Origin of the sequence: Micromonospora sp. A3M-1-15 (assembly GCF_024213425.1) — a bacterium.
Classification (GTDB): domain Bacteria; phylum Actinomycetota; class Actinomycetes; order Mycobacteriales; family Micromonosporaceae; genus Micromonospora; species Micromonospora chersina.
Genome location: NZ_JANAVK010000001.1, coordinates 1,812,196 through 1,837,340, shown reverse-complemented (window position 1 = coordinate 1,837,340; position 25,145 = coordinate 1,812,196). Strand labels below are relative to the sequence as shown.

At 73.4% G+C, this 25,145-nt stretch carries 26 protein-coding genes; 12 read left to right on the top strand and 14 right to left on the bottom strand.

From position 1 onward, the window contains the following. Positions 1 to 2: 2 nt before the first annotated feature. Positions 3 to 821, bottom strand: coding sequence for a PaaX family transcriptional regulator C-terminal domain-containing protein (locus tag NLX85_RS08555; protein WP_254333095.1), 819 nt, complete (start codon positions 819 to 821; stop codon positions 3 to 5). Between the two features lie 190 nt (positions 822 to 1,011). On the opposite strand from NLX85_RS08555, the gene NLX85_RS08550 reads away from it, so the two are divergent. Both NLX85_RS08550 and NLX85_RS08545 read left to right on the top strand, forming a co-directional pair. Beyond that, positions 1,012 to 1,179 carry a DUF3117 domain-containing protein gene (locus NLX85_RS08550; protein WP_013283866.1) on the top strand — a complete coding sequence of 56 codons (168 nt, stop codon included), beginning with the start codon at positions 1,012 to 1,014 and terminating at the stop codon, positions 1,177 to 1,179. 145 nt (positions 1,180 to 1,324) lie between these two features. After that, positions 1,325 to 2,785 carry a M17 family metallopeptidase gene (locus NLX85_RS08545; protein WP_254333093.1) on the top strand — a complete coding sequence of 487 codons (1,461 nt, stop codon included), beginning with the start codon at positions 1,325 to 1,327 and terminating at the stop codon, positions 2,783 to 2,785. Positions 2,786 to 2,798: 13 nt separating this feature from the next. On the opposite strand, the gene NLX85_RS08540 is transcribed toward NLX85_RS08545, so the two are convergent. Then, the gene (locus tag NLX85_RS08540) at positions 2,799 to 3,491 is read right to left on the bottom strand and encodes an O-methyltransferase (protein WP_374628060.1); all 693 of its coding nucleotides are present in this window, start codon (positions 3,489 to 3,491) and stop codon (positions 2,799 to 2,801) included. Positions 3,492 to 3,655: 164 nt separating this feature from the next. On the opposite strand from NLX85_RS08540, the gene NLX85_RS08535 reads away from it, so the two are divergent. Together NLX85_RS08535 and NLX85_RS08530 are read left to right on the top strand one after the other, a co-directional pair. Further along, positions 3,656 to 4,966 carry a S1C family serine protease gene (locus NLX85_RS08535; RefSeq protein WP_254333720.1) on the top strand — a complete coding sequence of 437 codons (1,311 nt, stop codon included), beginning with the start codon at positions 3,656 to 3,658 and terminating at the stop codon, positions 4,964 to 4,966. Between the two features lie 73 nt (positions 4,967 to 5,039). After that, on the top strand, positions 5,040 to 5,462 hold the full coding sequence (locus NLX85_RS08530; RefSeq protein WP_254333092.1) for a preprotein translocase subunit TatB: 423 nt from the start codon (positions 5,040 to 5,042) through the stop codon (positions 5,460 to 5,462). 68 nt (positions 5,463 to 5,530) lie between these two features. Here the strand turns inward: NLX85_RS08530 and NLX85_RS08525 are convergent, their stop codons facing one another. From NLX85_RS08525 to NLX85_RS08515, 3 genes are all read right to left on the bottom strand, one after another. Then, positions 5,531 to 6,682 (bottom strand): Mrp/NBP35 family ATP-binding protein, encoded by a 1,152-nt coding sequence (locus tag NLX85_RS08525; RefSeq protein WP_254333090.1) that lies wholly within the window; start codon positions 6,680 to 6,682, stop codon positions 5,531 to 5,533. Positions 6,683 to 6,856: 174 nt separating this feature from the next. Next, positions 6,857 to 7,465, bottom strand: a complete 609-nt coding sequence (locus NLX85_RS08520) for a DUF1003 domain-containing protein (protein WP_254333088.1) — start codon at positions 7,463 to 7,465, stop codon at positions 6,857 to 6,859. Continuing rightward, positions 7,458 to 8,744 (bottom strand): magnesium transporter MgtE N-terminal domain-containing protein, encoded by a 1,287-nt coding sequence (locus NLX85_RS08515; RefSeq protein WP_254333086.1) that lies wholly within the window; start codon positions 8,742 to 8,744, stop codon positions 7,458 to 7,460. The genes NLX85_RS08520 and NLX85_RS08515 overlap by 8 nt, the downstream gene beginning before the upstream one ends. Before the next feature lie 33 nt (positions 8,745 to 8,777). On the opposite strand from NLX85_RS08515, the gene NLX85_RS08510 reads away from it, so the two are divergent. Further along, positions 8,778 to 9,647, top strand: a complete 870-nt coding sequence (locus NLX85_RS08510; protein WP_254333079.1) for a PhzF family phenazine biosynthesis protein — start codon at positions 8,778 to 8,780, stop codon at positions 9,645 to 9,647. An 18-nt stretch (positions 9,648 to 9,665) separates the two neighbouring features. Continuing rightward, the gene (locus NLX85_RS08505) at positions 9,666 to 10,199 is read left to right on the top strand and encodes a hypothetical protein (protein ID WP_254333077.1); all 534 of its coding nucleotides are present in this window, start codon (positions 9,666 to 9,668) and stop codon (positions 10,197 to 10,199) included. 27 nt (positions 10,200 to 10,226) lie between these two features. Here the strand turns inward: NLX85_RS08505 and NLX85_RS08500 are convergent, their stop codons facing one another. Then, positions 10,227 to 10,922 (bottom strand): HAD family hydrolase, encoded by a 696-nt coding sequence (locus NLX85_RS08500; protein ID WP_254333074.1) that lies wholly within the window; start codon positions 10,920 to 10,922, stop codon positions 10,227 to 10,229. Between the two features lie 96 nt (positions 10,923 to 11,018). Here NLX85_RS08500 and NLX85_RS08495 point away from each other — a divergent pair, with 96 nt between their 5' ends. Next, positions 11,019 to 11,984 (top strand): DMT family transporter, encoded by a 966-nt coding sequence (locus NLX85_RS08495; RefSeq protein WP_256566155.1) that lies wholly within the window; start codon positions 11,019 to 11,021, stop codon positions 11,982 to 11,984. A 55-nt stretch (positions 11,985 to 12,039) separates the two neighbouring features. Beyond that, positions 12,040 to 14,196 (top strand): APC family permease, encoded by a 2,157-nt coding sequence (locus tag NLX85_RS08490; RefSeq protein WP_254333064.1) that lies wholly within the window; start codon positions 12,040 to 12,042, stop codon positions 14,194 to 14,196. A gap of 3 nt (positions 14,197 to 14,199) precedes the next feature. On the opposite strand, the gene NLX85_RS08485 is transcribed toward NLX85_RS08490, so the two are convergent. The 3 genes from NLX85_RS08485 to NLX85_RS08475 all read right to left on the bottom strand — a co-directional run bounded on the left by NLX85_RS08485 (position 14,200) and on the right by NLX85_RS08475 (position 16,512). Beyond that, positions 14,200 to 14,844 carry a hypothetical protein gene (locus NLX85_RS08485; protein WP_254333063.1) on the bottom strand — a complete coding sequence of 215 codons (645 nt, stop codon included), beginning with the start codon at positions 14,842 to 14,844 and terminating at the stop codon, positions 14,200 to 14,202. 88 nt (positions 14,845 to 14,932) lie between these two features. Continuing rightward, positions 14,933 to 15,649, bottom strand: coding sequence for an N-acetyltransferase (locus NLX85_RS08480; RefSeq protein ID WP_254333061.1), 717 nt, complete (start codon positions 15,647 to 15,649; stop codon positions 14,933 to 14,935). Positions 15,650 to 15,687: 38 nt separating this feature from the next. Further along, complete coding sequence (locus NLX85_RS08475) at positions 15,688 to 16,512, bottom strand: SDR family NAD(P)-dependent oxidoreductase (protein WP_254333057.1); 825 nt, start codon at positions 16,510 to 16,512, stop codon at positions 15,688 to 15,690. Between the two features lie 127 nt (positions 16,513 to 16,639). On the opposite strand from NLX85_RS08475, the gene NLX85_RS08470 reads away from it, so the two are divergent. Further along, a complete protein-coding gene (locus NLX85_RS08470; RefSeq protein WP_148426544.1) occupies positions 16,640 to 17,596 on the top strand; it encodes a CoA ester lyase in 957 nt (318 codons plus the stop codon). Between the two features lie 56 nt (positions 17,597 to 17,652). Here NLX85_RS08470 and NLX85_RS08465 read toward each other — a convergent pair whose 3' ends face one another. After that, positions 17,653 to 18,234, bottom strand: coding sequence for a DUF4190 domain-containing protein (locus NLX85_RS08465; protein ID WP_254333056.1), 582 nt, complete (start codon positions 18,232 to 18,234; stop codon positions 17,653 to 17,655). A 114-nt stretch (positions 18,235 to 18,348) separates the two neighbouring features. Here NLX85_RS08465 and NLX85_RS08460 point away from each other — a divergent pair, with 114 nt between their 5' ends. Then, a complete protein-coding gene (locus NLX85_RS08460; RefSeq protein ID WP_254333054.1) occupies positions 18,349 to 19,239 on the top strand; it encodes an SDR family NAD(P)-dependent oxidoreductase in 891 nt (296 codons plus the stop codon). Positions 19,240 to 19,242: 3 nt separating this feature from the next. Here the strand turns inward: NLX85_RS08460 and NLX85_RS08455 are convergent, their stop codons facing one another. Continuing rightward, on the bottom strand, positions 19,243 to 19,692 hold the full coding sequence (locus NLX85_RS08455) for a DUF4190 domain-containing protein (protein WP_254333052.1): 450 nt from the start codon (positions 19,690 to 19,692) through the stop codon (positions 19,243 to 19,245). Positions 19,693 to 19,874: 182 nt separating this feature from the next. Between NLX85_RS08455 and NLX85_RS08450 the strand changes: the two genes are divergently transcribed. After that, complete coding sequence (locus NLX85_RS08450; RefSeq protein WP_148426540.1) at positions 19,875 to 21,071, top strand: acyl-CoA dehydrogenase family protein; 1,197 nt, start codon at positions 19,875 to 19,877, stop codon at positions 21,069 to 21,071. Positions 21,072 to 21,143: 72 nt separating this feature from the next. Here NLX85_RS08450 and NLX85_RS08445 read toward each other — a convergent pair whose 3' ends face one another. Continuing rightward, on the bottom strand, positions 21,144 to 21,794 hold the full coding sequence (locus NLX85_RS08445) for a hypothetical protein (protein WP_254333051.1): 651 nt from the start codon (positions 21,792 to 21,794) through the stop codon (positions 21,144 to 21,146). 93 nt (positions 21,795 to 21,887) lie between these two features. Between NLX85_RS08445 and NLX85_RS08440 the strand changes: the two genes are divergently transcribed. Next, positions 21,888 to 22,487, top strand: a complete 600-nt coding sequence (locus NLX85_RS08440; RefSeq protein WP_254333049.1) for a TetR/AcrR family transcriptional regulator — start codon at positions 21,888 to 21,890, stop codon at positions 22,485 to 22,487. A gap of 41 nt (positions 22,488 to 22,528) precedes the next feature. Here the strand turns inward: NLX85_RS08440 and NLX85_RS08435 are convergent, their stop codons facing one another. Further along, positions 22,529 to 22,936: a CoA-binding protein gene (locus NLX85_RS08435; protein ID WP_148426536.1), complete on the bottom strand. Its 408-nt coding sequence runs from the start codon at positions 22,934 to 22,936 to the stop codon at positions 22,529 to 22,531. Positions 22,937 to 22,986: 50 nt separating this feature from the next. Next, the gene (locus NLX85_RS08430; protein ID WP_254333718.1) at positions 22,987 to 25,053 is read right to left on the bottom strand and encodes an intein-containing Rv2578c family radical SAM protein; all 2,067 of its coding nucleotides are present in this window, start codon (positions 25,051 to 25,053) and stop codon (positions 22,987 to 22,989) included. Positions 25,054 to 25,145: the final 92 nt, after the last annotated feature.

The following is a 25,145-nucleotide window of genomic DNA, read 5'->3' as shown; positions in this document are numbered from 1 at the left end:
TTCTAACGACCCTTCTGTCGGGCTAGGCGGTTGCCGGCGTCGAGGCAGTGCTCCACGTACCGGTCGGCGGACGGCCGGAGCCGGGCCGCGTGCCGGTCGAAGAAACTGGCGGCGCTGCTGCCCGGCCAGCGCTCGGGGAGCAGCGCCGGCGGCAGCTGCGGGTCCCGGAACAGGAAGGTACGCCACGCGTGCACGAGCCGGAACCGGGCCGCGTACGCCTCCTCGTCGCTGCTGCGCACGGTGACCCCGGTGAGCAACGGCTTCTGCTCGGCGACGAACCGTTCGTAGGCGCGGCCGATCTCGGCCAGGTCCCAGGCGCGGCGGACCACCCCCATGGCGCCGGGGGTGCCGGCGGCGTGCGCCGCGGTGAACCGCTCGTAGCGCACCCCGGCCTCGGCGAGCAGCACGTCGACGTCCTCGCCCGGCCGGGTCGCCACCCAGGTGCAGTCGTCGAGCGTGCCGTAGCCGAGGTAGGTCAGGTTGGCGGCGAGCCGCTGCCGCTCCCGCCGGGACGCGGGCGCCTCCAGCACGAGCAGGTCGAAGCGGCCGTCCCAGGCGTGTCGGCCGGTGCGGTAGATCCGGGCGCCCGCCTCGTCCAGTCTCCGGGCCGCCTTCGGTGTGATCGAATATCCGGGTCCGGAGGCGAGCCGCAGCGGTTCGAGCCAGCCCTGGCGGACCATGCGGGAGACCGCGGTGCGGACCGCCGGTGGCGCGATCCCGAGCGGCGCCAGCAGCTTGACCAGGGCGGCGACCGGTGCGCGGCCACCCCTCGCCCGGAGGTGGTCGCCGTACAGGTCGAAGAGTGCCGACCGTGCCTGCATGACCGCACATTGTGACAGGCCTATCCAAGATAAGCTAGATGCTGTTACATCAATGCTGCTTCGGTTTGGGTCCGGCGGTGTTCATCAGGGAAAATCGTTGGTCGACGCCCCCGCGACGGTTGCGGGTGGTCATGACGAAGTGGCTGTGGGGCAACCCACCGACCCTGGTGTAGGTCTGAGGGGAGACAACATGGCGGCGATGAAGCCGCGGACGGGCGACGGTCCGCTGGAGGTCACCAAGGAGGGTCGGGGCATCGTCATGCGGGTCCCGCTGGAGGGTGGTGGCCGGCTCGTCGTCGAGATGACTCCCGACGAGGCCACCGCGCTGGGTGACGCGCTGAAGGCGGCCGCCGGCTGATTCGAGGAGCGGTTCGCGCGGCGTTCGCCGCGCGAACGGTTCGTCCTACCCTGAGCCACCGGCCGAGCCGGTGGCTCAGGGTCTTCGTCGGCCGGTGACCGGCAAAGTGTCCCGATTCGAGCAATCTTCGGAGGTACGGTCCAGCGTGCTGGCCATTCGTCTGGTGAACGGTCCCGCGCGGCCCGACACCCTCGTCCTGCCCGTTCGTCCCGAAGGGCCGGACGGCCCGGCCGCGCTGGTCCCGACCGCCGCCCCGCCCGGCGACGACGTCCGGGCCGAGGCGGTGGCGCTGCTGCCGGCCGCCCGGCTCACCGGCGCCTCCGGCGAGGTGCGGGAGCACCTGCGTCCCGGCGGCACCCCGGCGAGGCTCTGGCTGCTCGGCGTCGGCGCCGGCGACGAGCACGACTGGCGGGTCGCCGGCGCGGCGTTGGCGCGGGCCGCCAAGGATGAGACACATATCACGATCGCGCTGCCGGACGAGGCCACGAACGCGCTGCGCGGCCTGACCGAGGGGCTGCTGCTCGGCTCCTACCGCTACCGGCTGACCGAGGCCGGCGGCACGCCCGCCCTGGCCGAGGTGGACGTCGTGGTCGGGGACCCGGAGGCGCTCGCGCCGACCCTGGACACGGCCCGGACCACCGCCGAGATGACCCGGCTGGCCCGGGACCTGACCAACACCCCCTCGTCCACCAAGAACCCGGAGTGGTTCGCCGCCCAGGTGGCCTCCGCCGCGTCCGGCCGCACCGACCTGCACCTGCGGGTGCGCGGGCCGGAGGAACTGGCCGCCGAGGGCTTCGGCGGCATCCTGGCCGTCGGCGGCGGCTCGGCGAGCGGCCCCCGCCTGGTCGAGCTGGACTGGCGGCCCGCCGGGGCGCGTACCCACGTGGTGCTGGTCGGCAAGGGCATCACCTTCGACACCGGCGGCATCTCGATCAAGCCGGTGCCGGCCATGAAGCTGATGCGCAAGGACATGGCCGGCGCCGCCGCGGTGGTCGCCGCCACCCTGGGCGCCGCCGCGCTGGGGCTGCCGGTGCGGGTCACCACGCTGGCCCCGCTCGCCGAGAACATGGTCAGCGGCTCGGCGTTCCGCCCCGGCGACATCGTCCGCCACTACGGCGGCCTGACCAGCGAGAGCACCAACTCCGACGCGGAGGGCCGGCTGGTGCTCGCCGACGCCATGGCGTACGCCGTCCGGGAGCTGAAGCCCGACCTGCTCGTCGACCTGGCCACCCTGACCGGGGCGAACGCGGTGGCGCTGGGCAAGCGGCACGGCGCCCTCTACAGCGAGAACGACGACCTCGCCGCCGACCTGCTGGCCGCGATCACGGCGGCCGGCGAGCGGGCCTGGCGGATGCCGCTGGCCGACGACTACGTCGAGTACCTGGGCAGCGACATCGCCGACCTGCACAGCTCCCCGGCCCTGGGCGCCGGCTCGGTGGTGGCCGCGCTCTTCCTCCGCGAGTTCACCGGCGACCTGCGCGACCGCTGGGTGCACGTGGACATGTCCGCCCCCTCCTGGTCCGACGACGTGCACGGCGAGCTGGTCAAGGGCGCCACCGGCTGGGGCGTCCGCGGGCTGCTGCGCTGGCTGGCCACGCTGGGCTGACCGGGCGGGGCGGTCAGCCCTTCACGGCGGCGAGCAGGCCGTGCCCGACGGGCAGCAGCGCCGGCACCCAGTGCTCGGACTCGCGGATCGCCTTGATGGTCTCCCGCACGGTCACCGTCTCCATGTCGCGGGCGGCCGGATCACCGATCCGGCCGCCGGCCAGGGCGCCGTTGAGCGCGAGCACCCCGCCGGGGCGCAGCAGCCGCAGCGCGGCGTCCACGCAGGCGGCGAAGCCGGTCGCCTCGGCGTCGACGAAGAGCAGGTCGTAGGCGCCGTCCGCGAGCCGCGGCAGCACGTCGAGGGCCCGGCCGGTGATGATCCGGGTACGCCCCGACGCGAAACCCGCCTCCTGGAACAGGCGCCGGGCGATGCGCTGGTGCTCGACCTCCACGTCGATGGTGGTGAGCACCCCGTCGGGACGCATGCCCCGGAGCAGCCAGACCCCGCTCACCCCGGTGCCGGTGCCGATCTCCACCACCGCCCGGGCGTTCCCGGCGGCGGCGAGCAGGCGCAGCGCGGCCCCGGCGCCCGGCGTCACCGCGTCCACGCCCACCTCGTGGGCGAGGGCGCGGGCCGTCCGCAGCACGAGGTCCTCGGTGACGTACGACTCGGCGAACTGGAGCGCCTGGGCGGTCGAGTTGCCGAAGCCGGCGACCGTGGCGATGGGACACCTCCGGGCGGACTGGTGCGAGGGGTCGGTTGGCACTGAGAGCCTAGAGGCGTGCCCCGGCGGGCGCAGCCGCGAGTCCGCCCTCAGACGATCACCGCGGCAACCCCTGACTCCACGCGGGGCATCCGTGCAATCCTGGACGGAGTCCCGTGCGGCACGGTCGGCTCCGCCGGCCCTCCGGCGCGGGCGTGGGGGACGGACTGGGAGGCACCGACGTGACCGACGGCTGGGACTGGCGCCAGCCCGGCGGGAGCCCGCCACCGGCGGGTGGGCCGGCGCCCGGGCAGCCCCCGCAGGGCGCCGGGGGCGGCGCGACCTCGCCCTGGTGGTCCGACGCGCTCGCCGACCCGTGGCGCGACCCGTACGCGCCCGCGGCCGTGGTGGTCCCGGCCGGCCCGGTCACCGGGAGCGGCGAGCCGGAACCGGTGACCGACCCGGACGCGCCGACCCGGCCGGGGCTGCGCCAGGTGGTGCTGGTCTCGCTGATCACCGCCCTGCTCGCCGGCTCGCTCGGCAGCGCCCTGACCTACGCCTTCCTGCGCGGCGGCGGGGCCGTGCCGACGCTCGGGGCGCAGTCCGGGCAGGCCCCGGCGCTCGCCCAACGCAAGCCCGAGTCGCTGGCCGGGGTCGCCGAGAAGGTGCTGCCCAGCGTGGTGACCGTCCGGGTGGCCAGCCTCGGCGGCACCAGCGAGGGCTCCGGCTTCGTGGTGAGCGCCGACGGGCACATCGTCACCAACGACCACGTGGTCGCGGGCGGCCCCGGCAAGGCCACGGTGGTCTTCAACGACGGCAGCACCGCACCGGGCACCGTGGTCGGGCAGGACCCGGAGTCGGACATCGCGGTGATCAAGGTGAACCGGAGCGGGCTGAAGCCGGTGGAGTTCGGCGACTCCGACGCGCTCGCCGTCGGCGACCCGGTGCTCGCCGTCGGCTCGCCGCTCTCCCTGGCCAACACGGTCACCGCCGGCATCGTCAGCGCGCTGGACCGCACCATGATGGCCGGCGAGCCGGGCGGGCCGACCCGCTACTACGCGGCGATCCAGACCGACGCGGCCGTCAACCACGGCAACTCCGGGGGCCCGCTTGTCGACGGTGCCGGCCGGGTGGTCGGGGTGAACTCGACGATCAAGTCGCTGGTCGCCGACGGCCAGGAGGCCGGCAACATCGGGCTCGCCTTCGCCATCCCCATCAACCAGGCGAAGCGCGTCACCGAGGACATCATCGGCACCGGCAAGGCCCGGCGCACGGTGATCGGCGCCCAGGTGGGCGGCACCGGCGTGAGCGGCGGCGGCGTACGCCTCAACGGCGTCGAGCCGGCCGGACCGGCCGCGGCCGCCGGGCTGCGCACCGGGGACGTGGTGCTCCGGCTGGACGGGCATCCGATGAACGATCCCACCGATCTGGTGGCGCTGGTCCGCAAGTACGCCCCGGGTTCGGTGGTGACGGTGGAGTACCGGCGCGGGTCGAATCGGCAGAACGCCTCGGTGACGCTCGCCGCAGACGCCAAGTAGGCACCCCGCACCCCCTCCCGGCCGGCCACCTGACGTGCGTAGTCTTGCCCTGACACGCCATGAGGAGGCCGGAGTGTTCGAGAACCTGAACTGGTGGGAGATCGGCGCGCTGCTGCTCCTGGCACTGTTGATCTTCGGTGACCGGCTGCCCACGGTGATCAACGACGGCCTCCGGATGGTCCGCAACCTGCGCAACATGGCGCGGAACGCCACCGGTGACCTGAGCCGCGAGCTGGGCACGGACATCCAGCTGGAGGACCTGCACCCCAAGGCGTTCATCCGGAAGCACCTGCTCAGCGAGGAGGACGAGCAGGCCCTCCGGAAGCCGCTGCAGAACATGTACGACAACCTGCGCTCGGACGTCACCGGCGTGCACGAGGAGCTGAAGGACGTGGCGAAGGCGGCCGACCTGCGTACCAACGGCACCCGCCCGGCCACCGCCACAGGCGGCGCCCCGGCGCCGGCCCCCCGCCCCTCCTACGACGACGCCACCTGATCCCGTAACGGGACCGACCCCCCTCGGCCATGGGCCGAAGAGGGTCGGTGGGGAAGCTTTCCGGACGGTCAGCGACCGGCGGGCTTGAGACCCAGGGGCTTGCCGAGCAGGGACTCGCGGCGCACCGCGAGCCGGTCGGCGACCTGGACCAGCGCCCGGGCGGCCGGGGCGTCTGGCTGGGCCAGCACGATCGGGGTGCCGGCGTCGCCGCCCTCGCGGACCCGGGTGTCCATGGGGATCTGCCCCAGCACCGGCACCTGCGCGCCGATGGTCCGGGTCAGCGACTCGGCGACGGCCTCGCCGCCGCCGGCGCCGAAGACCTCCATCCGGGAACCGTCGGGCAGCTCCAGCCAGGACATGTTCTCGATCACGCCGACCACCCGCTGGTGGGTCTGCAGCGCGATGGCGCCGGCCCGCTCGGCCACCTCGGCGGCGGCCGCCTGCGGGGTGGTGACGACCAGGATCTCCGCGTTCGGCAGCAGCTGCGCCACCGAGATCGCGATGTCGCCGGTGCCCGGGGGCAGGTCGAGCAGGAGGACGTCCAGGTCGCCCCAGTAGACGTCGGCGAGGAACTGCTGCAGCGCGCGGTGCAGCATCGGGCCGCGCCAGACGACGGCCGCGTTGCCCGGGGTGAACATGCCGATCGAGATGACCTTCACGCCGTGCGACTGCGGCGGCATGATCATGTCCTCGACCCGGGTGGGCGCGCCGTCGGCGCCGAGCATCCGGGGCACCGAGTGGCCGTAGATGTCGGCGTCCACCACGCCGACCGAGAGGCCGCGGGCGGCCAGCGCGGCGGCCAGGTTGACCGTGACGCTGGACTTGCCGACGCCGCCCTTGCCGCTGGCGACCGCGTAGACGCGGGTGCGGGAACCGGGCTGGGCGAACGGGATGACCGGCTCGGCGGTGGCGGCCCCGCCGCCGCGCAGCTTCGACTGGAGTTCCTGGCGCTGCTCCGGGCTCATCACGCCGAACTCGATCTCGACGCCGGTCACGCCGGGCACCGCCGCGACGGCGGCGGTGATGTCGCTGCGCAGCTTGTCCTTCAGCGGGCAGCCGGCCACGGTGAGCAGCAGCTCCACCCGGACCACGCCGTCGTCGCCGACCACGGCGGAACGGACCATGCCGAGCTCGGTGATCGGCCGACGGATCTCCGGGTCGTTGACGGTGGCCAGGGCGGCCTGGATCTCGTCGGAGACGGTGCTGACGGGTGCTGACATGCCCGCAATGCTACGTCGGTGGTCATCGGCGTCCGCCGCTGGCGGGGGCCGGTGTGAGCGAATCGATGGCCGTCCGAGGGGTGGACGGGGCGTGCCGGGAAGTGGGACGATCGGGCCGAACGCCGCTCGCCTGGCCCCTTGAGGCGCGCGGCGTTCAATACGTTCCGGGCCGGGTCAGCTCTCGAAGCGGCCGTCGTGCGCGAAGTCGCCGTCGAGGTCGTCGCGGGGCTCGTCGAGCGGCTCCGTGCCGGCCTGCCGCCGCGCCTCCCGCTCCTGCTGCCGGCGCTCCAGCTTCCGCCGCCGCTCGGCCGCCTCATCCAGCTCCTCGGCAAGCCGGGCCAGCTCGGAGCGGAGGAAGTCCCGGGTCGCCACCTCGCCCATCGCGATGCGCAGGGCGGCGATCTCCCGGGCCAGGTACTCCGTGTCGGCCTTCTGCATGGTGGCCCGCCGCCGGTCCTCCTCCAGTGCGATCCGGTCCCGGTCGGCCTGCCGGTTCTGCGCGAGCAGGATCAGCGGGGCCGCGTACGAGGCCTGGAGGGAGAGCACCAGGGTCAGGAAGGTGAACGTGTACGGGTCGAAGCGCAGGCTCGCCGGGGCCAGGGTGTTCCACGCGAACCAGGCGGCGATCACCAGCGTCATGTAGACGATGAAGTTCGCGGTGCCCATGCCCCGGGCGATGCCCTCCGACCAGCGGCCGAAGGTCTCCGCGTCGATCCGGGGCAGCCGGAGGCCCCGGGGCGCCCGGGGCTGGTCCAGCCGCTCGGTCCGTCGCTGGTCAGCCATGGTCGCCGTCCAGCGGCGCGTCGTCGTCGACCGGCGCGCCGGTCAAGGCGTCCCGGTCCCGCCAGTCCCGCGGCAGCGAGTGGTCCAGCACGTCGTCCACGGTCACGGCGCCGACCAGCCGCATGCTCCGGTCCACCACCGGCATGGCGACCAGGTCGTACGTGGCCATCCGGCGGGTTATCTCGGGCAGCGGGGTGGTCGGCCGCAGCGGATCTATGTCGTTGACGACGACCCCGCCGAGCAGGTCGGCCGGGGGCTCGCGAAGCAGCGCCTGGAAGTGGACCATGCCCAGGTAGCGCCCGGTGGGCGTGGTGAGCGGGGCCCGGGTCACGAAGACCTGCGCGGCCACGGCGGGAGAGAGCTGCGGCTCGCGGATCCGGGCCAGCGCCTCGGCCACCGTGGCGTCCGGCGGCAGGATCACCGGTTCGGAGGTCATCACACTGCCGGCGGTGCCGGAGGCGTAGCGCAGCAGCTGGCGGACCGGGGTGGCCTCGTCCGGCTCCATCAGGTCGAGCAGCACGTCCTGCTCCGGCGGGGGCAGCTCGTTGAGCAGGTCGGCGGCGTCGTCCGGGTCCATCTCCTCCAGCACGTCCGCGGCGCGTTCCCGGTCCAGCGCGGCCAGGATCTCCACCTGGTCGTGCTCGGGCAGCTCGCCGAGCACGTCGGCGAGGCGCTCGTCGTCCAGCGCGGCGGCCACCTCGTTGCGCCGGGCGTCGGGCAGGTCCTGGAGGGCGTTGGCCAGGTCGGCCGGGCGCATGTCCTCCAGCACGGCGAGCAGGTTGGCCGTGCCGCGGGTGTCGGCGAGGCCGCCGAGGCCGCGAACCCGGTCCCACTCCACCTGGTGCAGGTGGCCGCGGCGGGCCAGCCGGCTGGTCTGCTCGCGGACGGCGACCCGGGTCAGCGCCCACTCGCCTCCGCGGCTGCTCTCCATGGCCACGTCGACCACCGAGCCGGCCTGCCCGGTGTCCAGCTGGACCCGCCGGTCCAGCAGCTCCTGGAGCACCAGCAGCTCGTTCGGGCGCTTCTCGAACCGGCGCAGGTTGAGGGTGCCGCTGCCGAGCACCACGGCGTCCGGGTCGATGGAGGTGATCCGGTTGATGGAGAGGAAGATGCGCCGCCGCATCGGCATCTCGGCCACCAGACCCACGACCTCGGGCGGGCGTTGGGTCGGCCGCATCCGGGCCACGGCGTCACGGACCCGGCCCACCTGGTCGCCGTTCGGGTCGAAGACGGCGACTCCGGCGAGTCGAGCGATGTAGACCCGGTTCGGCGTGCTCACGGGCACCAGCCTAAGGGCCTAGTGTTTATCAACATGTCGACCTTGGCGTACGAGATCGTGGACGTCTTCACCGACCGCCCGTTCGCCGGCAACCCGCTGGCCGTGGTGTTCGGCGCGGAAGGGCTCGCCACCGAGCAGATGCAGGCGCTCGCGGTGGAGTTCAACCTGTCGGAAACGGTGTTCGTGCTGCCGCCCACGCAGGTCGGAGCGACGTACCGGGCGCGGATCTTCACCCCGGCCGAGGAACTGCCGTTCGCCGGGCACCCCAGCGTGGGCGCCGCGGTGACCGCGAGCCGGCGCGGCCTGTTCGATGTGGGCAGGATCACCCAGGAGTGCGGCGCCGGCGTGCTGCCCATCGAGGTCACCCCGACCGGCGCGACGCTCACCGGCGGCACCCCGACCCTCGGGCCCGAGCTCGACCCGGAGCCGCTGCTGGAGATGGCCGGCCTCACCGCCGCCGACCACGCCGGCCCGGCGCCCCGGGTCGCCGGCTGCGGCCTGGAGTTCCCCTACCTTCCGGTACGCCCGGACGCGGTGGCCCGCGCAAGGGTCAACACGGCGGCGGCGGAGCGGTACGGCGTGGAGCACGTCAGCGTCTTCTCCTGGGACGCCGCCTCGCAAACCGCGCACGCCCGCGTGTTCGTGCCGGGCCTCGGCGTGCCGGAGGACCCGGCGACCGGCTCGGCGGCCCTGGGCCTGGGCGTCTGGCTGGTCGCCAGCGGGCTGCTGCCCGGCGAGGGCCGCTCCGAGTACGCGGTCCGCCAGGGCATCGAGATCAACCGGCCGTCCGCGCTGGCCTGCACGGTGACCGCCGCCGGCGGGGTGGCGGTGGGCGCGACGGTCGCCGGCCACGTGATGCCGGTGGCCCGGGGCGAGATCGCTGTCCCGCCCTTCGTGGGCTGAGCACCCTTTTGGGCCAGGATGCAGGAGGATGCCGGAGTGAGCGACGAGGTGGACGAGCGGGCGACCCCGCCCCTGGTGGACGAGGCCGTGAAGAAGGCCGCGGTCGCCTGGGTGTCGGTGGCCGGCGGGCCGGCGTACGCGTTGTGGTGCCTGCCGCTCGACGGCGCGCTGCTGGTGGTGACCGGCCCGGGCGAGCAGTCCGCCCCCGGGCTGGCCGACGCCGCCGAGGCCGACGTGACCCTGCGCGGCGACCACGGCGGCCGGATCGTCACCTGGCCGGCCCGGGTCACCCGGCTGCGGCCGGGCACCGAGGAGTGGGAGACCGCCGCGCCGCTTGTCGCCGCGAAGCGGCTGAACGCCTCCGGCCCCTCCGCCGACCTGGTGGCCCGCTGGGCGTCCGAGGGCTGTGCCCTGAGCCGGCTCAGCCCGGCGGGCACCGCCCTGACCGGCGCGGACCTGCCGGCCGGGTCGCTGGCCGAGCAACCCCGGGAGGCGACGGTGGTCCGGGCCACCCGCAAGCCGTTCCGGCTGCACAAGGTCCGCCGCCGCTGAGCCTTCGCGCCCGGGCCTGGCGGCCGGTCAGCCGACGCCGACCGGGTTGAGCAGGTCGAGCACCTCGGTGAGCGAGGTCAGCGCCGGGCCGTCCCAGCCGTGGTCGGCGTTGAACACCATGTGGCCGGTCAGGTCCGGTGCGGCCAGCCGCACCGCCGTCATGCCGGCCCGTTCCGCGCCGGTGAGTTCCTGGCTGCCGCCGTCGCCCACGTAGAGGCAGTCGGCCGGCGTGAGGTCGAGCAGTTGGCAGGCGGCCAGGTAGAGCGCCGAATCGGGCTTGCACCGCCCGACCTGCACCGAGAAGACCCGCACGTCGAGCAGCGGCGCGACCGCAAGCTGAGGCAGGAACGCCGGCAGCTCGTGCGTGCAGTCGCTGATCAGGCCGGTGCGGACGCCCTGCCCGCGCAGCGCGGCCAGCACCGGAACCGCCTCGGCGCGCAGCCGGGTGTCGGCGCGTACCGCCCGGTGGCGGGAGGCGACGGCGGCGCGTACCGCCTCGTCGGAGGGGTGCACGCCGGCCTGGCCGCAGACCCAGCGCAGGGTCGCCTCGGCGTTGCCGAACCGCCCGCTGGCGCGCTGGTAGTAGCTGCGGTCCAGCACGTCGATCAGGGTCTCGGTGGAGCAGCCGAGCAGATCGGCGATGGTCCGGTGGGCGGACCCGCGCTGGACGCAGCGGGTCAGCGTGCCGAAGAAGTCGAACAGCACCGCCTGGTACCTGGGCATGGGGGAACTGCCTCCGGACGTCGAGGGGGGATCGCCGGGACGCGCATGATCGTAACGGAGTGCTGACGTTCCGTGGTGTCGGATGGCGTGTGAGTATTGCTCTCCGTGTCCCACCCTCCGCACCGCCCGCCGCTCGACGCGCTGACCGTCGGCGCGCTCGCGCTGGCCGTCACCGCCGTCTCGTCCTCGGCGCCGCTTGTCGCGTTCGCCGCCGCGCCGGCCCTGGCCATCGCCTTCTGGCGCAACGTGCTCTCGCTGGCCGTGCTCGGGCCGGTCTCGCTGACCCGGCGGCGGGCCGAGTTCCGGGCGCTGACCGTCGGCGCGGGCCGGCGGGAGGGGCTGTTCTGCGTACTCTCCGGGGTGGCGCTGGCCGCTCACTTCGCCACCTGGATGCCGAGCGCGCAGCTCACCTCGGTGGCCGCGGCCACCGCGCTGGGCGCCACCCAGCCGGTCTGGCAGGGGCTCATCGCCCGCTGGCAGGGGCGGCGGCTGCCCGCGGCGGTGTGGGCCGGCATCGCGGTCGCGGTGCTCGGTGCGGCGCTGGCCACCGGCGCCGACTTCAGCGTCTCCGGCCGGGCCTTCACGGGCGACCTGCTGGCGGTCGCCGGCGGCATGTTCGCGGCGGTCTACACCGCCTTCGGCGAGCGCGCCCGGGCCAGCATCAGCACCACGACCTACACCACCATCTGCTACGGCGTCTGCGCCGCGATCCTGCTGGTGGTCTGCCTGGCCGGCGGGGTACGCCTGCACGGCTACGACGGCGCCACCTGGCTGGCGATCCTCGGCCTGGTGGCCGGCGCCCAACTGCTCGGCCACTCGATGTTCAACTACGCCCTGCACCGGGTCTCGGCCACCACGGTCAGCGTGCTGATCCTGCTGGAGGCGCCCGGCGCGGCGCTGATCGGCTGGGTCTGGCTGGGCCAGCTGCCCCGCACGCTGGCCCTGCCCGGGCTGGGTCTGCTGCTGGCCGGCGTCGCCGTCGTCATCCTCGGCGGGGCCCGGGCCGGCCGCCGCACCGAACCGGTCGCGGTGCCCGCCGACCCCGCCCCGCTGGCCGACTGACCCGCTTTCGCGGAAAGTGCCCCCGACCCGACTCGATTCCGTGAAAGTGCGGAGGGTGGGGGCGGCAGGGGAACGCGATGACGCGGCCGAGCGGGGGACGATCGTCACCCCGTCGGCCGAGTTGCCGCCGCTCGGCCCCGAGGAACGGGCGGCCCTGGGCCGGATCGGCGAGCGCTGGCGGGAGCCGCGCGACCCGGACGAGCTGCCCGTCGACCCGACCCTCGGGCGTAGCGGGGGGCCCCCGCGACCGACCCGCTTCGGCCGGCTCGTGCCGATCGAGATGTTCACCGTCGAGGAGCCGGACGAGCTGGTCGCCACCGAGCCGGCCCACCTGCCCGGCTCGCGGGCCGGGCGGCTCCTCACCCGGGCCCGCCGGACGCTGTTCGGCCCGCCGCTCTCCAGCGCCTCGGTGCTCTACGAGCGGATGCGCAAGCTGGTCGCCCTGCCCGTGCTCTCCTCCGACCTGCTCAGCTCCGTGGCCTACGGCCCGGAGGCCATGCTGAGCGTGCTGGTGCTGGCCGGCGGCGCCGCGCTCGGGCTCTCCCTGCCGCTGGCCGCCCTGCTGGTGCTGCTGATGGTCGCGGTCGGGCTGTCCTACCGGCAGACCATCCCGGCGTACCCGCACGGGGCCGGCTCGTACATCGTGGCCGGCGACAACCTGGGCCGTACCCCGGGACTGGCGGCGGCGGCCGGGCTGATGCTCGACTACGTGCTGACCGTGTCGGTGTCGGTGGCGGCCGGGGTGCACGCGGTCACCTCGGCGCTGCCCGGGCTGGCCCCGCTCACCGTGCCGCTCGGGGTGCTGGTGATCGCCGTGCTGCTCGCCGGCAACCTGCGCGGGGTGCGCACCGCCGGGAACCTCTTCGTGCTCCCCACGTACGCCTTCGTGCTCGCGGTCCTCGCGCTGCTGGTGGTCGGCTACGCGCGGGCGGCGGGCCGGGGCTTCGCGCCGGTGTCGCCGCCGCCGGTGCCGGCCGCCGAGGGACTGGGCCTGCTGCTGGTGCTGCGCGCGTTCTCCTCCGGCGCGGTGTCGATGACCGGCATCGAGGCGGTGTCGAACGCGGTCCCCGCCTTCCGGCCCACCGAGTGGCGCAACGCCCGCACCACGCTGGGCTGGATGGTCGCCATGCTGGTCGCGCTCTTCGCCGGCCTGGTGGGTCTGATCCACCTGGACGGCCTGGTCCCGCGGCCGGGCGAGACGCTGCTCTCCCAGCTGGGCCGGGAGACCTTCCCGACCGGCCCCTGGTACGCGCTCCTCCAGGCCACCACCGCGCTCATCCTGCTGCTGGCGGCGAACACCGCGTTCAACGACTTTCCCCGGCTGCTCTTCTTCATGGCCCGGGACGGCCACGCCCCCCGCCGGTTCCTGCACATGGGCGACCGGCTGGCGTTCAGCAACGGCCTGGTCGCGCTGTCGCTCGCCGCGGGGCTCATCTTCGTGGCCTTCCGCGGCAACACCGCGTCGTTGATCCCGCTGTACGCCGTCGGCGTCTTCCTCGCCTTCACCCTGTCGCAGACCGGCATGGTGGTGCACTGGCGGCGCCGCCGCGGGCCGGGCTGGCACCGGCGCCTGGCGCTCAACGCCGTCGGCGCCACCCTCTCCGGGCTGGTGCTGCTCACCGCCGCCGTGGCCAAGTTCAGCGAGGGCGCCTGGGTGGTGGTGGTCGCGGTGCCCCTGCTGGTGCTGCTCTTCCGGCGGATCCGCCGGCACTACGCCGCGCTGCACCACGCCCTCGCGCTGCACCCGCCCGCGCCCGCGCCGTCCGGCCCCGCCGGGTCCGCCGAGGGCGAGGAGCTGCCCCAGGAGGTACGCCACCTGGTTGTCGTGCCGGTGGCCCGGCTCAACCGGGCGTCGCTGCGGGCCCTGGCGTACGCGGCGTCGCTGGGCCAGCCCACGCTGGCCGTGCACATCGCTCCCGAGGAGGCCGAGGCGGACCGGTTCCGTGAGCAGTGGCAGGCCTGGGGCGACCACCTGCGGCTGGAGACGATCGTGTCGCCGTACCGGGCGGTGATCGGGCCGCTGGCGCACTACCTGGAGGCGCTGCGCACCACGCGACCGGAGCTGACCCTGACGGTGATCGTGCCGGAGGTGGTGCTCCGCCGCCGCTGGCACCGCCCGCTGCACAGCCGCGTCGAGCAGCGGCTCCGCGTGGCCCTACGGGCGCTGCCCGGCGTGGTGGTCACCACCGTCCCGGTCCACCTGGCCGAGTGACGGTCACAGGTACGCCGCGAAGTGGTCGGCCACCAGCGCGGCGACCGTCTCCGCGTCCCGGCTCCCGTCCACCTCGACCACCCGGATCCCCAGGTCCCGGGCCCGGGCCACGGCGTCGGCCGCGACCAGCTCGTCGCGGTCGATCCGGTTGCGCCAGGCCCGCTCCGGGTCGCGGACCCCGGGGTGGCGCGCTGTCGCCCGGGGCAGCCGCTCCAGTTGGTACGCGCGGAACTCCGGCGTCGGCACCAGCACCACCATCTGCCCGGTCGACTCGACGACGGGCGCGACCAGTTCCGGCCGCAGCCCCCAGCCCTCGGCGACCACCCGGCGGCCGCTGACCAGCGCGCTGAGGTCGTCCAGCACCCAGGCGAACCGGCGCGGAAAGGCGGCCAGCGTCTCGGCCGCCATCCGCTCCGGGGCGAGGTCCACCCAGACCGCGTCCGGGCCGGGGCCGGCGGGCGGATCGCCGCGGCGGACCCGGTCGGCCACCCGCCGGTCCTCGTGCCCCCGGGCGTCGTGCCGGTCGTAGAGGTACGCGGTCAGCCCGTGGCGCAGCGCGAGCGTGACGGCGAGGGTCGTCTTGCCGGCCCACTGGGCGCCACCGATCCAGAGGGCCCGGCGCGCGGTGGCGAGGGGATCGAAGTCCATGCCTCGACCATGCGCGTGGTCAACCGCAAGATCAAGTCTTGTTCCCGCCGGCCGGCCGTGGTGAAGTGAGGGAGGGAAGGAAGTCGGGTCAGACGTCGTGGACGTCGAGGACCTGGGTGGTGGGGGCGGCGTCGCCGAGCGCGGCGCGCAGCGCCACCCGCTCCGGGTCGACCAGGAACGCGTCGTAGCCGGCCCGCGCGGCGAACCGGATCACGTGCACCTCGGTCCGTCCGTCCCCGGTACGCAGCCGCCGCTCCAGCCGGCCGCCGTGCCGCCCGAGCAGGGCCAGCACGTCGTCCTCGTACCGCCGGCCGGCCTCCGGGTCGGCGCTCAGGTCGACAAGGGCGACGACCCGGAGCACCCCGGCCGGGTCGTCGACGAGCGGCTTCCAGAACTGGTGGTCGACGTGGCCGCCCGGGATGCCGTCCCGGATGCCGGTGTCGGTGTAGCCGTGCCGGCGGTAGAAGTCCGGCGCCTGGAAGGAGAACGAGGCCACCGAGATCTCGGTGCAGCCACGTCCCCGGGCCTCCTCCTCGGCGGCGTCCAGCAGCCGGCCGCCCCAGCCCTCGCGGCGGCGGTCCGCCCGCACCCACACGGTGTTGATGCCGGCCCGGCCGCCCCAGGTCCACCCGGTCAGCCCGGCCACCAGCTCGCCGCCCGGGTCGACGACGCGCACCGTCAGGTCGGCCTCGTCGGTGGCGCCCGTGGCGGCGTTGTTGAAGGCGGTCAGTTCCCGGTCGATCCGGGCGGCCAGCTCGTCGTCCGCGCCCCCGACGTGCAGGGTCGCTCCCTCGTGCTCGGTCATGCGGCGGAGTATGGCAGCGGACGGCCCCCCGCGAGGACTCAGGCGTCGAGCCCGACGGCCTTGGCGCTGGCGGTCCAGAGCCGGGCGGCGAGGACCGGGTCGGCCGCCTTGGGCAGCGGCCGGCGGAGTCGCCGGTCGGCGTAGTAGCCGCCGTCGACCAGCCGGGCCGGGTCCTGGTTGGCCAGCCAGACCAGGGTCTCCGCCCCCCGCTCCGGGCTGCGGAACGGCAGCAGCCGCATGCCGAGGGCGACGAGCCGGCTGTCGTTGCCGAACCGGGTCCGCACCACGCCGGGGTGGAACGAGTACGCCGGCACCTCGGGCCAGCGCCGGGCCGCCTCGGCGGTGAACAGGATGTTCGCCTGCTTGCTGGTGCCGTACGCGCGCATCGGCCGGTAGCGGCGCAGCGCGGCGTTGAGGTCGTCCGGGTCGAGCGCCCCGCTGCGGTGGGCGCCCGAGGCGGTCACCACCATCCGGCCGATCCGGTCCCGCAGCAGGTTGCTGAGCAGGAACGGCGCGAGGTGGTTGGCCTGCATGCTCAGCTCGAAGCCGTCGACCGTGGTGACGGGCTGGAGCACGATCGCCCCGGCGTTGTTGGCCAGCACGTCGATCCGGTCGTACGCGGCGCGCAGCCGCTCGGCGAGCCCGCGTACGTCGTCCAGCACGGCGAAGTCGGCGCGGAACAGCTCGGGTTGCTCGCCGCAGCACTCGCGGACCCGTTCCCCGGCGGCGCGCAGCCGGGCCGGATCCCGGCCGACCAGTACCACCCGGTCGCCGCGGCCCGCCAGGTCGACCGCGGCGGCCAGTCCGATGCCCGAGCTGGCGCCGGTCACCACCACGGTCCGCCGCTCAGTGAGATCTTCCACAGGTCCATTCACCCCGGTCACGGCACGAGGTTACCGTGGCGTCACAACGCCCTTTGGGATCGTTAAGTTTCTCGTCTTTCACCTGGTGGCGTCGGCGTGCCCGCCGGACGCTGGAAGGAGCGCATCCATGGCCGCAGTCGGTCGCCCCCGCCGGTCCTGCCTCGCGGTACCCGGTTCCAGCGTCAAGATGCTCGGCAAGGCCCAGGGCCTCCCCGCCGACCAGGTCTTCCTCGACCTGGAGGACGCGGTCGCGCCGCTGGCCAAGCCGGACGCCCGGAAGAACATCGTCGCCGCGCTGAACGAGGGCGACTGGGCCGGCAAGACCCGGGTGGTCCGGGTGAACGACCTGACCACGCCGTGGACCTACCGGGACGTCATCGAGGTGGTCGAGGGCGCCGGGGCCAACCTGGACTGCATCATGCTGCCGAAGGTGCAGAACGCCGAGCAGGTGCACTGGTTGGACCTGCTGCTCACCCAGATCGAGAAGACCCTCGGCCTGGAGGTAGGCCGGATCGGCATCGAGGCGCAGATCGAGAACGCGGCCGGCCTGGTCAACGTCGACGCCATCGCGGCCGCCTCGCCCCGGGTCGAGACGATCATCTTCGGCCCGGCCGACTTCATGGCCTCGATCAACATGAAGTCGCTGGTGGTCGGCGCGCTGATCCCGGACTACCCGGGCGACCCCTACCACTACATCCTCATGCGGATCCTGATGGCCGCCCGGATGCACGACAAGCAGGCCATCGACGGCCCGTTCCTCCAGATCCGGGACGTGGACGCGTTCCGCGAGGTGGCCAAGCGCTCCGCGGCGCTCGGCTTCGACGGCAAGTGGGTGCTGCACCCGGGCCAGATCGACGCGGCCAACGAGGTCTACTCCCCGGCCCAGGACGACTACGACCACGCCGAGCTGATCCTCGACGCGTACGACTTCTACACCTCGGAGGCGGGCGGCAAGCTCGGCGCCGTGATGCTCGGCGACGAGATGATCGACGAGGCGTCCCGCAAGATGGCGCTGGTGATCGCGGCCAAGGGCCGGGCCGCCGGGATGAGCCGTACCTCCTCGTTCACCCCGCCCTCGGAGTGACCGCGAGCCGCTGACCGCGACGGGCCGCCCCGGCCGACCGGGGCGGCCCGTCCGCGTCAGTAGCCGCTGGAGCTGTCCGAGTTGACGGCGATCACGATCATCACGACGTAGAAGATGATCAGCAGCACCAGCAGGGCGGTGAGGATCCAGCCCACGATGATGGCCGCCTTCGCCATGCCCTCGCCCTGCTCGCCGGTCTCCCGGATCTGCTTTCGGGCGACGTGGCCCATGATGGCGCCGATCGGGGCGGTGATGCAGGAGGTGAAGCCGATCAGCGAGAGCACCAGCGCCACGATGGCCAGGGTGTTCGTCTTGCTCGACGGGGGCGCGTAGCCGGGGTACGCCGGCGCCGGGTAGCCGGCCGCCGCGTACGGGTCGCCGGGCGTCGGGTAGCCGGGCGCCGGGTAGCCGGGCGCGGCGTACGGGGTGCCGGCCGGCGGGTAGCCGGGGGCGGCGTACGGGTCGCCGGACTTCATGCCGGCGTACGGGTCGGCGGGCGCGTACGGGTCCGCCGAGGTCGGCTGGGTCGGGATGGGATTGCCCGCCATCGGCAGCGTCGGGTCGGCCGGCGGGCTCGACTGCGGTCCGGCCGCCGCCGACGGGTCGTGCCAACCACCGGACGGTGGGGGATAGGTCATCAGATCATCTCCATGGACGTGGTGCGGTCAGGGTAGCCATCGGCGCGCAAGTCGCAGGACCCCCTTTCCGGGTGCCGCGTTGCCCGGGACGTCCACAACGGGCAGGATCGCGGCATGGCACTTGACGCGCGCGGCGGTCGGTCGCGACGGGACGTCAGCCGGCCGGGGCTGGTGCGCCGGCCGCGCGGCGGCGGCCCGACCGGCTCCGCCGACCAGGACCAGCCGGCACCGCTCGAAGAGCCGGCCACCATGCGCCTGGACGGCCGGGTCGCGCTGGTCACCGGCGCGGGCAGTCCGGACGGCATCGGGTACGCGACCGCGCGCCGCCTGGCCGACCTGGGCGCCCGGGTGGCGATCGTCTCCACCACGCGGCGGATCCACGACCGGGCCGGCGAGCTGGGTGTCACCGGCTTCGTCGCCGACCTCACCGACGAGTCCGAGGTGGGCGCGCTCGCCGACGCGGTGGCCGAGCAGCTCGGCGACGTCGAGGTGCTGGTCAACAACGCCGGCCTGGCCAGTCGGGCCAGCCCGGAGGTGCTCCGGCCGGTGGCCCAGCTGACCTACGACGAGTGGCGCGGCGAGATCGACCGCAACCTGACCACCGCGTTCCTGTGCAGCCGCGCGTTCATCGGCGGGATGGCCGAGCGGGGCTGGGGGCGCATCGTCAACCTGGCGGCCACCGCCGGGCCGGTCAACGCGCTGCCCACCGAGGCCGCGTACGCCGCCGCGAAGGCCGGCGTGGTCGGACTGACCCGGGCCCTGGCCATGGAGATGATCGCGGACGGGGTGACCGTGAACGCGGTGGCGCCGGGGATCATCCACACGGCGGCGTCCACGATGGTCGAGATCAAGCAGGGTCTCGGCACTCCGGTGGGCCGCCCCGGCACGCCGGACGAGGTGGCCGCTGCCATCGCCTTCCTCTGCTCGCCGGCCGCCTCCTACATCACCGGGCAGATGCTGGTGGTCGACGGCGGCAACAGCGTCCGCGAGGCGGACTTCCGCTGAGGGTCAGTAGCCGCGGCCGTTGTCCGAGTTGGCCCAGAAGGCCAGGCCGATCCAGCCGCAGCAGACCAGCAGGCCGATCGCGGTGAAGACGTAGCTGAGGATCAGCCCCCAGGTGGCGAGCTGGTCGCCCTCCTCGCCGGTCTGCCGGATCTGCCGCTTGGCCAGGTGGCCGCAGACGATGCCGGCCGGGGCGAACACGAAGGCGAGGACCAGCGACAGGATGGCGAGCACGTTCGGCCCGCCGCCGCGCGGCTGCTGTCCGGGCCCGGGCGGCCCGTACTGGCCGTACGGGGGCTGCGGGGCGTAGGGCGGCTGGGCACCACCGGGTGGCTGGTGCCCCCAGTGCGGCTGCTGCTGTCCGTACGGCTGCTGGGGCTCCCCGTACGGCTGGCCGTAGGTGGGCGGCTCGTACGGCGACGGCGGCTGGTCCGGCTCACCGGGTGGTTGGCTCACGCCCTCCTCGCCCCCTCGCCTCGCAGGTCGACGGCCCTCTCTCTTGCGGACGCTACCCGCAGCGGTGAACCTTTTCACAGCGGTTGTGTGGACTGGTCACCTTGGCTCCGCCGGTCGCGGGGCCGATACTGACCCAGCGTTCAGTTACCCACGAGTAGTGCGCCGATCCCCCGGAGGCTGAGATGGCCCGACTCGCCCAGACGCCCGGCCTGACCGATGTGCAGCGGTCGATCCTGGAAACGGTCCGGGAGTTCGCCGACAAGGAGATCATCCCGCACGCGCAGCGGCTGGAGCACGCCGACGAGTACCCCACCGACATCCTCGACGGGATGCGTGAGATGGGGCTGTTCGGCCTCACCATCGACGAGGAGTACGGCGGTCTCGGCGAGTCCCTGCTGACCTACGCCCTCGTGGTGGAGGAGCTGTCCCGGGGCTGGATGTCGATCTCCGGCATCGTCAACACCCACTTCATCGTGGCGTACCTGATCTCCCAGCACGGCTCGGCCGACCAGAAGGCCCGGCTGCTGCCCCGGATGGCCACCGGCGAGGTGCGCGGCGCCTTCTCGATGTCGGAGCCCGAGTGCGGCTCGGACGTCTCGGCGATCAAGTCGAAGGCGGTCCGCGACGGCGACAACTACGTGCTCAACGGCCAGAAGATGTGGCTGACCAACGGCGCGTACTCCTCGGTGGTCGCCACCCTGGTCAAGACGGACACCGGGGCCGACTCGGTCTACGGCAACATGAGCACCTTCCTGCTGGAGAAGGAGCCCGGCTTCGGCGAGACCGCCCCCGGCCTGACCATCCCCGGCAAGATCGACAAGATGGGCTACAAGGGCGTCGAGACCACCGAGATGGTGCTCGACGGCGTCACCGTCCCCGCCTCCGCCGTGCTCGGCGGCGAGGACAAGGTCGGCCGCGGCTTCTACCAGATGATGGACGGCATCGAGGTCGGCCGGGTCAACGTGGCCGCCCGCGCCTGCGGCATCTCCATCCGCGCCTTCGAGCTGGCCGTCGCGTACGCCCAGCAGCGCCGCACCTTCGGCCAGCCGCTCGCCAAGCACCAGGCCGTCGCGTTCAAGCTCGCCGAGATGGGTACGAAGATCGAGGCCGCGCACGCCCTCATGGTGAACGCGGCCCGGCTCAAGGACGCCGGCCAGCGCAACGATGTCGAGGCCGGGATGGCCAAGCTGCTGGCCTCGGAGTACTGCGCCGAGGTCGTCCAGGAGGCGTTCCGCATCCACGGCGGCTACGGCTACTCGAAGGAATACGAGATCGAGCGGCTGATGCGCGAGGCGCCGTTCCTGCTCATCGGCGAGGGCACCTCGGAGATCCAGAAGACCATCATCAGCCGCGGCCTGCTGAAGGAGTACAAGCTCTAGCCACGCCCGACCCCGGGGTTGATCAAGAAGTTCGCGTCGGATCCGGCCGTGCCGCTGACGCAAACTTCTTGATCAACGGGGCTGGGTGGGGTCGGGCGCCGGGAGGTGCTGGCGGGCTTTGGTTACCAGGGCCTTTGGGTTGTCGGCGTAGATGCGGATCTCCCGTACCGAGGTGCTCGGGCCCTTTGGTAGGCCTACCGTCAGCGGCTCCCGCAGCAGCACGTCCACCGCGGTCTGGCTGCCCGCGCCGAGGTTCAGCACCGTCGGGTCGTCCGGGTCGTACTGCACGGCCCGGCTGGACGGCAGCGACCGGTAGCGGGCCTCGACCCGGGCTATCGCGGTCCACGGGATCATGACGTCCAGCGAGACGCCGTTGCGGATCCGCAGGCCGGTGTCGTCGACGACGTGCGGGTGGATCCGCAGGCTGGCGAGCAGCCCGACCATCCACAGCACGCCCCAGACGCCGAGGCCGATGGCGGCATGCCGGACCGTGGGCCAGCCGACGGTGTGCCGGAGGATCAGGTCGAGGACCGGGATCTCGATTGTCGACAGCGCGATGAACACCCCGAGGATCGGCTGCACCACGCCGACGTAGGCGAACGTCTCCGCGCCGGGCGCCAGCGGGTACGGCCGCCGCAGGACCCACCGGGCCAGGCTGCGCCACATGCCCCACTCGTACGCGACCGCGCGGCGAGCCAGCCTGACCACGTCGACGTCTGCCATCCCCGGCCCACCTTCCGTTTTTGCATTGCAGTTGCAACGTAAACGCTGGCGGGGTGACGTGTCAATGCAGTCGCATTGTGAAAGCATGGGTGGATGCCGAAGCGGGTCGACCACCGCGAGCGCCGCGCGCTGATCGCGGACGCGCTCATGCGGGTCGCGGCCGAGCAGGGACTGGAGGCGGTCAGCCTCCGGCACGTGGCCGCCGCGGCCGGCGTCAGCTCCGGAATGGTGCAGCACTACTTCCGCACCCGCGACGAGATGATGACCTTCGCGCTCGCCGTGGTCCGCGACCGCAACGAGGCCCGGGTGACCCGGGCGATCGCGGCGCTCGGGGAGGCACCGGCACCGCGCGAACTGCTGCGGACCATGCTGGCCGCGCTGCTGCCGCTGGACGAGGAGCGCCGAGCGGACGGCAGGGTGGCGCTGGCGTTCCTGGCCTACACCGCCGTACGTCCGGCCGTCGCCGCCGCGCTGCACGACGAGACGGCCGCCCTGCTGGGCTTCATCGCCGGCCTGATCCGGGCCGGAGCCCCCACGACGGTGGACCCGGAGCGGGCCGCGGTCGGGTTGCTGGCGGTGATGGAGGGGCTCGGCATCTACCTGCTCGGCGGTCACTACCCGCCGGAGACCGCGCTGGCCGCCCTCGACACCCAACTCGACCTGCTCTTCGGCCCGGTGGACCACACGAGCTGAGCGCCCGCACGTCGTGGTGGTCACCCGGCCGTGAGTCGAGCTCAGCCCCGGCGGGTCAGGCCGCCGGCGGCGCGTTCGATGATGAGGCAGCGGTCCTCGACGTAGTCGATGCCCGCCTCCTCGGCGATCCGCCGCGCCTCCGCCGAGAAGATCCCGAGCTGCAACCAGACCGCCGGCGCGCCGATCGCCACCGCCTGCCGGACCACCTCGACGGCGTCCGCGGCCGGGCGGAACACGTCGACCAGATCGACGGGGTGCGGGATGTCGGCCAGCGTCGGGTACGCCTTCTCGCCGAACAGCTCGTCCACGGTCGGGTTCACCGGGATGATCCGCCAGCCGTGCCGCTGCATCTCCAGCGGTACGCGGTGCGCGGCCTTGCCCGGGTCGCGGGACGCGCCCACGACGGCGATGACGGCGGAGTCGGCGAGGATCTGCTGGGCGGAACGCATTCCCCGAGCCTAGCCCTCGTCGGCGCCCCGCAAACCGGCCCGGCTCGTCCTCACAGCAGGGAGAGTTGCTCGGCCGCCGGGGCGGGCGGCGCCTCGGGCAGTTGACGGTTGTCGCCGGCCTCGCCCCGGTGCAGCCCGTGCCGGCGGGCGGCCATCCGCACCCGTGCGGTCACCTCCCGCTGGTACGCCTGCGGCGCGTACGCACCGGCCTGGTAGAGCTGCCGGTAGCGGGGGACCAGGTGCGGGAACTCCCGGGCCAGCCAGCGCGCGTACCACTCGCGGGCGCCGGGGCGCAGGTGCAGCGGCAGTGGGGTGACGTTGGTGGCGCCGGAGGCGGCGATCGCGGCCACCGTGGCGTCGATGGACTCGTCGTCGTCGCTGAGCCCCGGGAGGATCGGCGCCATGAGCACCCCGACGGAGAAGCCCGCGTCGGTGAGCTGGCGGACGGCGTCGAGGCGGCGGCGCGGGCTCGGGGTGCCCGGCTCGACGGCCCGCCAGAGCGCCTCGTCCACGAAACCCACCGAGTAGGACAGCCCGACCCGGGTCACCTCGGCGGCCTGCCGCAGCAGTGGCAGGTCGCGCAGCAGGAGCGTGCCCTTGGTGAGGATCGAGAACGGGTTGGCGAAGTCGCGCAGCGCCTCGATGATCTGGGGCATCAGCCGGTAGCGCCCCTCGGCCCGCTGGTAGCAGTCCACGTTGGTGCCCATGGCGATGTGCGCGCCGCGCCACTTCGGGGCGGCCAGCTCCCGGCGTACCAGCTCACCGGCGTTGACCTTGACGATCACCTTCCGGTCGAAGTCCGCGCCGGCGTCGAGGTCGAGGTAGGTGTGCGTGTTGCGGGCGAAGCAGTTGTGGCTGACCACGCCGTTGGCGATAAAGTCGCCGGTGCCGGTGGTGATGTCCCACAGCGGCAGCTCCAGCCCGAGATCCTCGATCGTGATCACGCGCAGCGCGGCTTGGCACTTGAGCGCGGTGCCCTCGATGTTTCGCTTGCGCGCAATGGCGGGATCTGTCAAGTGGAAGAAGCGCAGCCGCTCGGGCAAGCCGCCGGCCAGCCGGATCTGCCGCAGCCGATTGGGGCGGCCGCGATCCTCAACAGCCCAATGGAAGCCGAAGTGGTCCAAGGCGTCGGCGGTCCGGTCGAGGATGTCGTCTGCACAGTTGCTGATCCGCAGAATGCCCCGACTGCAACTGCCCTCGGCGTCGAAGATGCCGGCGAGGAAACCGAGCCGCCAGTCGTTCGTCGGCGTGTCTGGCCAGCTGATCAGCTCCCTGATGGCATTGATATTCGCCTCTCCTGACGCGCGGATGGCCTCCATGGGCTGCCGGTTGGGAAGGGGCTTTCCGAACGGTGAGCGCCTCGTCTCGATGCCTGCTTCCGCCAGGAACCGCTCAGCTCGATCGAGTGCCTCACAATCAATCAGTGCGAGCCGGAACTGATGTGACCAACTGTTGCGAAGGGAGTAGACGCCAATCGTCCCGTCGCCACGCACCATGCCGCAGAGGTAGCCCCGGCGGTAGTCGGCCGACTCCTTGGGCGGGATCGCGAAGCGCCCGGTGCCGATCAGGCGGTTGTTGGTGGTCAGGTAGGGACGCTGCGCCGTGCCGCCCATCGCACCGGTGACGTACTTCCACCCCCGGTCGGACAGGAAGCGGTGGTCGCCGCTGGCGACCAGGGTGGTGCCATCCTCGAGCGTGATCCGGTAAGCCGGCTTCACCGTCGTCCACTTGGCGAGAACTTCGGTCACCACGTACCGCCGGTAGGCACCTCGCCGCTCGGTGCCGTAGATCCGGTCTCCCTGCTTGAGTTCGCAGATTGGCCGAGTACGTCCGTCGGCCATGAGGATCGGTGTGTCGCCGGAGACGCAGTAGACGCAGGCATGGGAGCAGCCCCGGTAGGGGTTGACCGTCCACTCGAACGGGACGCGGGACTGGCCGGGCACCCGGTTGATGATCGACTTGGCCCGTACCTCGTAGAAGGTCATGCCGGCGAAGCCGGGGGTGTCGAAGGTGCGGGCGATCGCGCCGGGGAGCGCCAGCGGCAGGGGTGGAGTCGCTGGCGCTGCCCCGTCGGGAGTCCCCTCGTCCGGGGGAGCGGAGAGGTTGTCCCAGCGCATGTGCTTCATTCGAACATGCGTACGAACGAAGCGCAAGTGACCCGCCGGACACCGCCCACCGGAACGGGGTGGGCGGGGTGCAGGATGGTGAC